Annotated in this window: 10 protein-coding genes and 1 pseudogene; 4 read left to right on the forward strand and 7 right to left on the reverse strand. The window is 38.4% G+C overall.

Going from position 1 to position 11242, the window contains the following annotated elements:
- Nucleotides 1-196 precede the first annotated feature (196 nt).
- The 3 genes from CWB66_RS16930 to curA form a co-directional block, all read right to left on the reverse strand.
- Entirely contained in the window at nt 197-1816 is a 1620-nt protein-coding gene (locus tag CWB66_RS16930; protein WP_138586282.1) for a methyl-accepting chemotaxis protein, read from the reverse strand.
- A gap of 265 nt (nt 1817-2081) precedes the next feature.
- Nucleotides 2082-2699: a glutathione S-transferase family protein gene (locus CWB66_RS16935; protein WP_138586283.1), complete on the reverse strand. Its 618-nt coding sequence runs from the start codon at nt 2697-2699 to the stop codon at nt 2082-2084.
- A 50-nt stretch (nt 2700-2749) separates the two neighbouring features.
- Complete coding sequence (gene curA, locus CWB66_RS16940; protein WP_138586284.1) at nt 2750-3778, reverse strand: NADPH-dependent curcumin/dihydrocurcumin reductase; 1029 nt, start codon at nt 3776-3778, stop codon at nt 2750-2752.
- 279 nt (nt 3779-4057) lie between these two features.
- Here curA and CWB66_RS16945 point away from each other — a divergent pair, with 279 nt between their 5' ends.
- Nucleotides 4058-5263, forward strand: coding sequence for an anhydro-N-acetylmuramic acid kinase (locus tag CWB66_RS16945; RefSeq protein WP_138586285.1), 1206 nt, complete (start codon nt 4058-4060; stop codon nt 5261-5263).
- A 33-nt stretch (nt 5264-5296) separates the two neighbouring features.
- On the opposite strand, the gene CWB66_RS16950 is transcribed toward CWB66_RS16945, so the two are convergent.
- Nucleotides 5297-5782: a hypothetical protein gene (locus CWB66_RS16950; RefSeq protein WP_077535490.1), complete on the reverse strand. Its 486-nt coding sequence runs from the start codon at nt 5780-5782 to the stop codon at nt 5297-5299.
- 488 nt (nt 5783-6270) lie between these two features.
- A complete protein-coding gene (locus CWB66_RS16955; RefSeq protein ID WP_138586286.1) occupies nt 6271-7143 on the reverse strand; it encodes a LysR family transcriptional regulator in 873 nt (290 codons plus the stop codon).
- 104 nt (nt 7144-7247) lie between these two features.
- On the opposite strand from CWB66_RS16955, the gene CWB66_RS16960 reads away from it, so the two are divergent.
- From CWB66_RS16960 to CWB66_RS22755, 3 genes and pseudogenes are all read left to right on the forward strand, one after another.
- On the forward strand, nt 7248-7619 hold the full coding sequence (locus CWB66_RS16960) for a Cif family virulence factor (RefSeq protein WP_138586287.1): 372 nt from the start codon (nt 7248-7250) through the stop codon (nt 7617-7619).
- Between the two features lie 475 nt (nt 7620-8094).
- Nucleotides 8095-8595 carry a hypothetical protein gene (locus CWB66_RS16965; RefSeq protein ID WP_077535492.1) on the forward strand — a complete coding sequence of 167 codons (501 nt, stop codon included), beginning with the start codon at nt 8095-8097 and terminating at the stop codon, nt 8593-8595.
- 430 nt (nt 8596-9025) lie between these two features.
- A pseudogene (locus tag CWB66_RS22755) lies at nt 9026-9181 on the forward strand (transposase); the annotation flags it as partial.
- 303 nt (nt 9182-9484) lie between these two features.
- Here CWB66_RS22755 and CWB66_RS16975 read toward each other — a convergent pair.
- Both CWB66_RS16975 and CWB66_RS16980 read right to left on the reverse strand, forming a co-directional pair.
- Nucleotides 9485-9901, reverse strand: coding sequence for a type 2 periplasmic-binding domain-containing protein (locus CWB66_RS16975; protein ID WP_171037530.1), 417 nt, complete (start codon nt 9899-9901; stop codon nt 9485-9487).
- A 10-nt stretch (nt 9902-9911) separates the two neighbouring features.
- The gene (locus tag CWB66_RS16980; RefSeq protein WP_404935939.1) at nt 9912-10991 is read right to left on the reverse strand and encodes a porin; all 1080 of its coding nucleotides are present in this window, start codon (nt 10989-10991) and stop codon (nt 9912-9914) included.
- Nucleotides 10992-11242 lie beyond the last annotated feature (251 nt).

An 11242-nucleotide genomic window follows, 5' to 3' on the forward strand; every position in this document is an offset into this window, starting at 1 on the left:
TATCTAGTTGTTATAAATAAAATATTTTTAACGACCTTATAGTGCAATTTAATTCGTTAAATTGATCAAAGATTTATGCAGTTTGGTATTATTATCCAGAGTTCAGGTTAACTAGGTTATCCCTACATATAACTATTGCTACCTACAAAAAAGGGGCTTAAAGCCCCTTTTTAAATTGCTGTAAAACGCTAAACACTTAAACTTTAAAGTAACTAATATACTTTTTGAGTGTGCCCGACAGATCCGCTAATGCCACCGCTTCTTGTGCGTTACTATTTAACGACATACTGGTTTCTTTCGACATATTAGCAATTTCTTCAACGCCGGTACTTATTTGTGCCACGGTAGCTACTTGGGTTGATGTTGCCTCAACAATTTCCAGCACGTTATGTAATGAGTCGTTAGCTTGTTGTTGTATTTGATGGAGTAACTCGTTTGCTTCGTGGGTAAGCGTTAAACCATTTTCTACTTGCGGTACTGTGGTTTCCATCGCGGTTACCGATGCTTGCGTGTTTTCTTGTACTTGCAAAATCATTTTTTCAATATCGCCCGTTGCATCGCCAGTACGCTGAGCAAGTTGCCTTACTTCATCAGCAACTACTGCAAATCCACGACCAGAATCGCCCGCTCTGGCGGCTTCAATCGCGGCATTAAGTGCTAATAAATTAGTTTGATCAGAGATACTGCGGATCACACTTAAAATATCACCGATATGCTTTACGTGCTCTTGCAGTACATTTACTTGGGTAACTGTTGCTTTTACCGTAACAGAAATCTGCTCTATCTCAGCCGCCACTTTTTGTACCGCTGAACTCCCTTGCTGAGATAACTGCGCTGTAATTTTTGAATTGTCTTCAGTTTGTTTGACTGAGCCGGCAACAGAATTAATGCTTCTGCTCATCTCCTCTAAACTACTCACAGCTGAATTTATATACGTCACTTGTGTGTCGGCAGCGCTAAGTGCTTGTTGAGAACCCGATGCCACGCTTGCAGAGTGGGTCGATAGCTCTTCAGATGAATTAATTATACTATCGACAATGGTTTTTAATTTACTTTGCATTACGCCTACAGAGGCCATCATGCTATTAGGGCAACACGAATGAACATCTGCGGTTAAATCGCCTTGGGCAATAAGTGCAATTACTTCTGCGGCTTCTTGCGGCTCGCCACCTACCGAGTTTCTGATCTGTTGGCTAATAACATAGGCAACGCCGGCACCGATTAAAGTGGCAAGCGTTGTTAATAAAATCATCCATATTCTAAATGAGCTAGCTACTTCGCGGGTCTCGATAGTTGTCATTTGATTTGCTTGTTCTTGCAAGTTTATAAACTGGTTTATGGTATTAAGCCATTGTGTAAATGCTGGGCGGGCATCTGTTAATAATACGCTCGACGCTTGATTTAAATTACCTGCTTTTTTTGCACTTATTATGGTTTTGATTAAAGGCTGAGTACGTTGCTCTATTTGATTGATTTTTTTAATTAGTGAGCGTTCTTCATTGGACATATTGGCAGTGAGTTGACTCATGGCACGACTTGATGTTTGATAAAAAGCGTCTAGTTCTTCTATATCATTAAAAACTGTACTTAAGTCACTTTGGTCAGTTATTAAAACAACATCACGAACGGCAATTGCTCTGTCGTGTACACTCCCTCTATAATTTATAGCGTAACGTTGCTTTACTGAATTCACATCGGTCATTTGCGTAATATTGTTATTAATAAGGCTAACGCGTGAAATTCCGATAATTGTTAAAATAAGCATCATCGATAAGATCACACCGAACCCTGTGGCTAAGCGCATATTTATGGTCATGGTTTGTTCCAAATGTGAGAAGTACTGACTTTGTAGGCCACCAGTACAATTAAGAAAATTTTATAATAATTAGTCCATTATGCACTATAGGAACAGTATTTAGCACAACAATCCGCTTTTTTTGTAAAATATATGTATATAAAATGAGGGCCTGTTCACCTTTCAGGATTAAAATATGTTCTATTAGGTGGCGATTTAATTGCAGAGCTATAAAAAAAAAAAAGAGGCCTAAGGCCTCTTTCAGTTATCTGTGCTATGCCATTGACTAGTCGTATTTGGCTTCAAGTTCGTCAGCCGTATGAAATTTTTCATGACTTCGTAACTGTTCATCGTATTTAACCAGGTTTTTAAAGTGCGCTAATTGACCTGAGTTTTTAACAATTTCAACAATAAACGACATCATAAAATCGGCGCCGGTTAAGGTGTCGCCCACTAAATAACGTTTACCTTCTAGGCGGTCGTTAAAGTAGCTAATTACTTTAGCTGTTTCAGCGTCTGCATAGCCCTCTAAAAACTGTGTTTTAGCACCGTCTTTTAGTACAAACATTTTAAGTAAAAGCGGTAAAATTGCTGAGCTTTCTGCAAAGTGCAGCCATTGCTGGTAGTCAACGTAATCAGCTGTGCCTGCTTGTGGAGCAAATTTGCCATTACCATATTTAGTAATAAGGTAGTCGGTAATAGCGCCTGATTCGGTAACAATTAAGCCGTCGTCTTCAATTACCGGCGACTTACCAAGCTGATGAACATGCTTTAGTTCGTCAGGAGCTAGGAAGGTGTCTTTATTGCGCTGATAAGCGACAATTTCGTAATCAACATCTAGTTCTTCTAAAAGCCAAATTATGCGTTTAGAACGTGATTTATTTAAATGGTGTAGTTTGATCATGTCTGTCCTTGCAGGCTTATAAAGTGCGATACTTAATAAGCCGTTTAAAATTAAAGTGGGTTATTAATTTTAACCACAGTTTTACCAAAGTTTTTACCGCATATCATATCGTTGAACGCGCCTACTGTATTTTCGATGCCTTCTACCATGTGCTCACGGTATTGAATTTTTCCATCTTGTAGCCATTTTTGCATGTCTTGTGCAAACTCGTCGTAACGATGGCCGTAATCATCAAAAATAATAAAGCCTTGCATTTTAATACGCTTAGTAAGCAGTTGGCCCATTAACATACCTAAACGGTCTGGACCCTCTGGCAAACTCGTTGCGTTATATTGCGATACTAAACCGCACAGTGGTACGCGTGCGGCTGTGTTAAGCAAAGGTAATACGGCGTCGAATACTTTTCCGCCCACATTTTCGTAGTAAACATCAATACCCTTGTCGCAGGCTTTTTCTAGTTGCGCAGCAAAGTCATCTGCTTTGTGATCAATACACGCATCAAAGCCTAGCTTTTCAACTGCGTGGGCACATTTTTCGCTACCGCCAGCAACGCCCACTACATTACAGCCTTTAATTTTAGCTATTTGACCAACCGTTGCGCCCACTGGACCTGTTGCGGCTGCGACTACTACGGTTTCACCTTCTTTTGGTGCGCCAATATCAAGCAAGCCCATGTAAGCTGTAAAACCAGGCATACCCATTATACCTAACGCGTACGAAGGGTTTGTAGGCTCTTTTCCTAATTGCATTAAGCCTTCGCCGTTGGTAATGGCGTAGTCTTGCCAACCTGTGTAGGCAAGAACCCATTCGCCTTTGCTAAACTTATCGTTTTTAGACTCTTCTATTTGGCACACTGTCGCACCAACCATGACATCGCCAATATTGACAGGATCAGCGTACGACTTTGCATCGCTCATACGGCCACGCATGTATGGGTCTAATGATAAATAAATAGTACGCAATAACACTTCGCCATCTTTTAATGCAGGAAGCTCTACCGTTTTTAATTCAAAGTTTTCATTGCTGGGCGCGCCGTGTGGGCGTGATTTAAGAGTAAGTTGGCGACTAGTTGCAGACATAAAATCTCCTATTAATATAAATAAACTACTTATCGAATGTTTACGCTTTTGAAATCGTGTTCAGCTAAACAAGAATGCGCGAATAAGCAGTATGAATATGTACAATGCGTACCTTAATACAGGAGTTTTGGGCGGATGGTTGATAATTCAACCCTAATGAGTGGAGTATTTATTCTAATTCGAATTTTAAAGCTGAGCTTTAAGTAGTAAGTACCTCTATTACTTTGTTTTAAAGTCCTCTAATATAAGCAAGATATGATACCTGTTTAAGATACCTTTATGCACCCACACATAGCTGCCCTTTATAATAGTGCCCAAAAGCCAAGCCGTTTAATTATTGGTTTAATGAGTGGCACCTCGTTAGACGGACTCGATGTAGCGCTTTGTAGAGTAACGGGCGCAGGCTTAAATACACACATTGAGGTTTTAAATTTTACCACCGTTGATTACAACGACGATTATAAAACTAAAATAAAACAGGTATTTGCTAAGCGAGAGTGCGATTTAGAACTTGTGACTTTACTGCACCCGTGGGTAGGTAAGCATCATGGCACACTAGTTAATCAGTGCTTAACTAAGTGGAATATAAACCCAGCCGATATAGACGTAATAGCCAGCCACGGGCAAACAATTTATCACTGTCCGCAGTCGCAGCATAATCATAAAGACTTTAATAACGGCACCTTACAAATTGGCGACAGCGATCAAATAGCGGTTACTACCGGCATTACTACTATTGGTGATTTTAGGCAAAAACACATAGCTGCAGGAGGTGAGGGCGCACCACTGGCGGTATATGGCGATTATCTGTATTTTTCGAGCGCAGCCGAAAACCGTATTTTGTTAAATATGGGGGGGATAGCGAATCTCACGTACCTACCTAAATGTGGTAACGCAAGCGCGGTATTTAGCTCAGATATTGGCCCTGGTAATACTATTATGGATGCTTACGTGCAGCGTTATTTTTGTGATATGCATTACGATAATGATGCTGCGCTTGCAAAAGCCGGTACGCAAAATAAATTGCTGTTAGAAGCGCTATGCGACGATGCATTCATTAATCTCAGCATGCCTAAAACCACAGGGCCTGAGGTATTTAATTTAGCGTATTTAGATACGGCTCAAACTCGTTCAAATACACATAACTTACAACATGACGATATAATGGCAACGCTTAATGCATTTACTGCTCATGTTATTAGCAAAGCAATAAACGAATGTGTTAAAAACGCGCCAAACTGTGTGGTATATGCAAGCGGCGGCGGAATACACAACCCATTATTAATGGAGCAGCTACAGGCGTTTTGCCCTACTGTAAAAGCGTTTAAAAATACCCAAGCACTCGGAATCGATCCAGATGCTAAAGAAGCTGTACTATTTGCTATTTTAGCAAACGAATGCCTAGCAGGAGAGCAACAGCACCTAAATAATACAACGCAAGGTATTGCTGGCGTTACTATGGGCAAAGTAAGCTTCGCTGATTAATAACTTATCAGTGTTACAGGAGTGCAATCAGCATTAAAACAGTGATAAAAACGTAGATCCCATACTCGTAAAATAGCGACGAATACCTTGCGGTTTAGTGCGCTCTACATTAATAAATGGTGCGCAGTAACCTTGTTTAAATGCCTTAATATGCATATCAAATTGTAAGCTGTTTTTTAAAGTTGCGTGCTTACCATGCAGCATCAATTGCATTACAAAACACTGGCTTTGTGTAATTTTACTCAAAGTAAGATTTACGACACCTCGTTCAAGATCCGCATTCGTTAACGTGTGCTCAGTAAAATACTGCGCGCCACGAGCACTTGGATGTGTAGCGCTAAGTGAAATAGTATCATCTTCATGCGCTGCATCAGGCAGCATGCATTGCAGCGCAATGTTATGTGTTTCATTGGCTTGTAACGAAAGCTTTTCGTATTCCATGGTGTGGCTCATGGCCGCAGACATTGGATCTTCAAATGATTGCAGCGCAAATGTTAGTTGCACTAAAGGTGTGCTCATCTTACTTTGTCTTCTTGAGTCTATATATTTATCGGATAGAAATTATCCACTATCAAGATTACAGAATTATGACTCTGATAGTATAAAAACTACGCATTAAGTTGATTTGATCAAAAAGGATCTTTCTTGTCCTAGTTTGGAATCATTTCTCAGGCATCAGTAATAGAGAATCATATCCAGCAGGGCTAGAGAGGAGCTGGCAATATGTCTTATTTGGGCTTTGCTACTCGGATTTAGAATTGCATCCTAAGTCATAAATAAGTTTAAATATCAGTTTGTTAAATCTAATTAATAAAGGGGGCCACTATGCATATCGCGATTATGGGTTTACGTTTGAGTACTTGCAAGACGATCATGAGTGAAAGTCGTACATTGAGTAAGTTAGTTGTTTTATTAATCCAAACTCTGTTTAACAAAATATACTAAGCAACCTATGGATAGCTAGATGCAATAGCTATGTTTGCATCTTTATACAAACATGAGTTCACTTACCTTTTTGAAAACTTATCAAGCTTATTCGCTATGGCGTCAATACAAACTTTTACGCTTAAAGGCAGATGTTTTTCGTAGGGATATAATGCATAAACATGATTTATTGGTAAGGTTAAATGGGGAAATACTTCAACTAAAGCAGGTTCAACTGAACTCAACTGAAAATCAGGTATTAAGCCAATACCTGCGCCCTCTTTTATTAAGGCTAAACAGGAATAAAAAGAATTTGATCTACATTGTGCCGTTGCTTCAAACACAATAAGCTTACCTTGATTATCACTAAATTCATGGCTGATTCTCTTACCTTGCCACGTATTAGCTATGTACATAGCGTTATTTATATCTCCTTGTGTAACAAGGTTATGGCGACCACAAAGTACGTCTCGGAATTGACCTATTCTGCGTTGCTTAATATTACTTGTTTGAGATCGCCCCACCCTGATCGCTAAGTCGATATTATCAGACATTAAATTAAGATGATCATCACCGCTTATAAGCTCAGGTTTAAGCAATGGATATTTCTTAAGCAAATCACCAACAGCGGGGGCAATAACAACATCCATTAACGCATTAGGCGCAGTAATTTTAATATTCCCTTGCGGCACTTCTACTGAATTTTTTGCTTGCTTCCAAGCAATATCAGCAATTTTATTCATTTCTCTACATGATTGATAAAATGCCTCTCCTTCGTTAGTAAGTATGTGCTTCCTTGTTGTGCGTTTAATTAACAACACACCAAGTTCTTGTTCTAGCAACTTTAAGTGCTGACTAACAACCGATTTTGATAATTGGAGCGCTTGCGCAGCATTGGTGATCGATCCGGTTTCAACGATATGGGCAAATATCGACATATGACGTAATTGATTCATGATTATTGTCCGTAAAAAAAGAACTATTAATTCTATTACCTTTGTATATAGATGCAAACAATAGTTCTATTATTTATTCACAAGATAACAATGAGTAAGCAATCATGAGAAAGACAGTTTTAGCATTATGTAAAGAAGGTTCAGAGTCTTGGAAAGTGGCTTTTAATAATAAAGATGCTGCTGGTTGCGCGCAGCAATATACTAAAGATTCGGTAATGACAGCCAAGCCGATTGGTGTATTTGAAGGAATAGAAGACATTCAAACTTGTTGGCAAAATATTATCGACCAAGGTTTTGCTAATGTTGAGTATACGAATATTAAGTGGGAAGCTGCTGGTGATAATGGTTATATTCTATCGTCTCAATGGACAATGAATAAAGCCTTTGGTGTTGTTCATAAAGAGCATTGGGTGATTGATCATGACGGTAAAGCTCGTATGATTTCTGATGAATTTGAAATACTTGGCGAGAGATAAATAAAAGAAGAAGTTAGGATGACATCTACCTAATTATTACAGAAATTGTCAATGAGACGACAGCTGTTTATTAAAAAAGGGTAAAACGACTCTGCTGCATTGAGCCTGCTTTCCTTTTAATAAAGTACAAAATATTGCAAACAATAAAGGTATGAACAAATTGACCTTGCGGGGTTAAATGAAAGTGAATACCTTTACTCCACACTGCGGTAATTGTACTGCTTTGTTTATAATAGTGAAAGGCTATAAAGCACGAGGTATTGAAAAGGGTAAGCTCCTATCTCCCAAATAACCCACTCAAACAGCTGTAATATTTTCCAAATGCCAACTAAAACAGCACTGAATCCTCTTTTAATATTTCACGTAAAACTGAAGTAACCGATTGAACCAAAATAGGAACTCAGCTATGGTTTGTTTATCAATAAAAACAAATAAAAAACGAGTTAATTTACAGGCTCGTTAGGTCTCGCTCCATATGACACCAAGGATTGTAACTTATGTTTCTTCTGGGCTTTTCGCAGCTGTATTTTTCTTAAGTGGTATGGCTATTATGTTTGGCTTTGGTATTGTCTTAATTGGACTTGTAATTGGCTACCAACCAGATTTCGATGATCTCTCAATTTATGAGGCTGTGTTTGTTTCAATATCATTATTTATTGCCGGTTTGAGCTTGTTAGGTGTTGGTGCTTCTTTTTTTATCAGTATTTTTCTAGAGATTCAGTTACTTGAGCACTACAAAACGAAAGGTCTTGATGTCGAGGCTCTAAGTTTCAAGCACCCATATAGTTGTCGGGAGTTACACGATTACACATCAAATGTAAGCGATGCTTGGGTAGGCACTGGAGCAGGTAAATCACTAAATAAGTTTGTACTGAGTCTTAAACGTATTGCAAATTTTAGCTTTTTCTCGCTTATTATTCTGTTTATGTTGGCTATGGTTGTAACGGTCGTGTATCTAGAGTTTATAAAATCGTAGCGGTACAGGCCTAATCGGGTAGTCGGAGGCCTCTAATCTCCAGCCACCATACCACGCTTTTTATTAGTAGGAAGTGCAACGGGTGATTCATCCCCCATGATGAATATTCATCAAATACCTCTCAATAATACTAAATGTTGTAAAGCGAACTAGCCTGAACTCTGGTTAAGAGATTTACTAATATATTGAACCATGATGATATTTAAATTTATTTTTCTCTAGCTAGAGATTTTCAGTGAAAATAAAGCGAATTTATGTGTCAGTAGCGGGCCTATCTACAAGTAAATTCAAAGCAGTTAGCGTTGAAAAGAGCTGCTTGAGATAGATTTATTATCCAGAGTTCAGGTTAACTAGTCATTGCTTAGCGCAATATTTATTCTTTTTTAGCTTTTACAAAGCTCTTTACTTCCAAGCACCTACTTTTTGTACTAGTGTGGGGCGGTTTTATGGCTTCAAGCTGCATTTAATCGTTAATCATCATGATGAAATTGTTGCTGTGAAAGTGACAACAGGTAATCTAGATGATACTCAACCAGTATATGAATTAGCGAGCTGCCTAACAGATAAATTGTATGGTGATAAAGGGTTAAAGCTTGCAAAAATATGAATGTAAAAGCGATGTTATTATGGGGTAGGGCATTGTTTTTAAATTGCTTTCTAGTCTAGGTGTCGGAACGTGAACAGCTTCATGCTGGATTTAGTAGCTGGATTGGTGGTTTATTACTAAAAATCAAATAAGCCAAACCTTAATTTAACTTACGTAAAGCTCAACGACACAACTACTGTAGACATTAATTGTTGCAGCGTGTGCATTTGTCTAAGCATAAGTTAATAAAAAATCGATTACAGGTTTACTGTAATCGATTTTAAATACAATCAAAATAGATATCTAAAATTTTCCAACTGATTTTACTGAATCAGTTAACGAAGCCGCCCCAACATAGCCTATCATACTTGGGTTTTTACTGACTAAATCAATAACATCTGCATCACTTCCAACTTCTTTTGGTGGTGACCCTTTACCCGTAAAAACCAATTTTGACCAATAAGCCTTTAGTTGACTGCCTGACTTTGATAGTACATTACTACCAAACTCTTTACGGGCTGCCGAACCTGAATCCTGATTCAATGGCACAGCTATATTCCCGTCGGAAAACGATTTCACTTTCCCTAAAAAAATCTTTGTAATCTCAGATTGATCAAAACTACTGTTATTAGATGGGTGAACAACAATAACAACCTCAGCACTTACTGAGTAGCAGCTAAGCAATAAAAGCGATAAAAATACTTTTTTAAATAATATCATAACCTATTCCTTAAAATACCAAATCAATGCCAAGTGTGATCGACTTACTATCACCTGCAACGGCTAAATCAAATGATTCATCATTCACTTTGTCAAATTGAACTTTAAAAGCCGCAGAGGAATGAAAATCCCAACGTATTCCAGCTGACGTTGTATCATGCTGCTCACCATCTTCTGCATCTTCCTTAAATTGAGAGTAGGTGACATACGGAGTAATAGTGTCGAAGCGATAACCTAGGGTAATCATTGAGGTGTCAAGGTTGCCATTTAGATCTAATCGATTTAATTCTGTTAATACAAACAAGTTATCAAAATCTAAATTAACTGCAACACCGTAAAACTTACCTGTTCGGCTAGTCTCACCATCAAATAAAACTCGCTCACCTTTACGGTAACGCTCATTTTTGTATGTCATGTGAGTTAGGCGAACTTCAAACCAATCTTTGTTTAATGACAGTACTCCGCCAAGCATGTCACGCCAAATTTCACGTGTAGGTTCTTTGAAGAAAAACTCACTGAGCAGTTTATTTTCTTTATCGTCTTCTTCGCCATAATAAAGATTCCCCATGACAGACCAATCACCAATTTCACCACTATATAGCGCGTTAACGCCGCTGTAGTTAAATATTTGCCATGTGTAATTATCAGCAGGTGGGCGCATCCACACATAGGCATAGCCTACGTCATAAAAGTCAGAATAATAAAACAGCGGCAAGCGCTTTTTACCTGCTTGGATCGTCCAATGTTCATTTATCTCATAAGATATGTATGCCCATTCAATTGTTGCATCAAAATCATTAGCCCCTCGAGCAACAATTTGACCTGTCATAGATAAACCTTCGGCTAGGTCAGCGTTAATTTGTAGACCGAATAAGCTTTCTGGTTCGAACGAAATATCTTCTGAATAAGCTGAAACAATAGGATAGTCAGCTAAAAAAGTAGGGGGTATATCATATTGCGGGACTCCACTTCCAGATAAAACCTTACCAGCATTTATACTGGTAAACCCTGAGAAGTTAATCTCCCCATAAGAAGCTCCTGTAAATAGAATGCAATTCACAGTTAATAACCAATACAGCTTTTTCATCATTTGCTTACCTTATAATATTAGTATTTTGTAATATGCAGTACTAAAACTAGCTCACTATAAAAATTTTGCTAATTATCTATAAAATATTATTTTTAAATTAGGGCATGTTGATCTTTGTGGATTGAAATTTGTTCAATCTAGGGGCGGTTGAATCGCGGTGCGAGGTTTGTAACCTAGTGGGCTCGGTAACTGCTCCTGCGTTACTCTAATGGCTTACATCCCTGTAAGAATAAGTAAAAACCGAGCAAAGC

The organism is Pseudoalteromonas sp. S558 (assembly GCF_005886635.1).
GTDB classification, from domain to species: domain Bacteria; phylum Pseudomonadota; class Gammaproteobacteria; order Enterobacterales; family Alteromonadaceae; genus Pseudoalteromonas; species Pseudoalteromonas aliena.

Excerpts from the sequence above, each read along its gene's own strand:
- CWB66_RS16930 (WP_138586282.1), bottom strand. The coding sequence starts at position 1,816 with ATGACCATAAATATGCGCTTAGCCACAGGGTTCGGTGTGATCTTATCG.
- CWB66_RS16935 (WP_138586283.1), bottom strand. The coding sequence starts at position 2,699 with ATGATCAAACTACACCATTTAAATAAATCACGTTCTAAACGCATAATT.
- curA (WP_138586284.1), bottom strand. The coding sequence starts at position 3,778 with ATGTCTGCAACTAGTCGCCAACTTACTCTTAAATCACGCCCACACGGC.
- CWB66_RS16945 (WP_138586285.1), top strand. The coding sequence starts at position 4,058 with ATGCACCCACACATAGCTGCCCTTTATAATAGTGCCCAAAAGCCAAGC.
- CWB66_RS16950 (WP_077535490.1), bottom strand. The coding sequence starts at position 5,782 with ATGAGCACACCTTTAGTGCAACTAACATTTGCGCTGCAATCATTTGAA.
- CWB66_RS16955 (WP_138586286.1), bottom strand. The coding sequence starts at position 7,143 with ATGAATCAATTACGTCATATGTCGATATTTGCCCATATCGTTGAAACC.
- CWB66_RS16960 (WP_138586287.1), top strand. The coding sequence starts at position 7,248 with ATGAGAAAGACAGTTTTAGCATTATGTAAAGAAGGTTCAGAGTCTTGG.
- CWB66_RS16965 (WP_077535492.1), top strand. The coding sequence starts at position 8,095 with ATGACACCAAGGATTGTAACTTATGTTTCTTCTGGGCTTTTCGCAGCT.
- CWB66_RS16975 (WP_171037530.1), bottom strand. The coding sequence starts at position 9,901 with ATGATATTATTTAAAAAAGTATTTTTATCGCTTTTATTGCTTAGCTGC.
- CWB66_RS16980 (WP_404935939.1), bottom strand. The coding sequence starts at position 10,991 with ATGATGAAAAAGCTGTATTGGTTATTAACTGTGAATTGCATTCTATTT.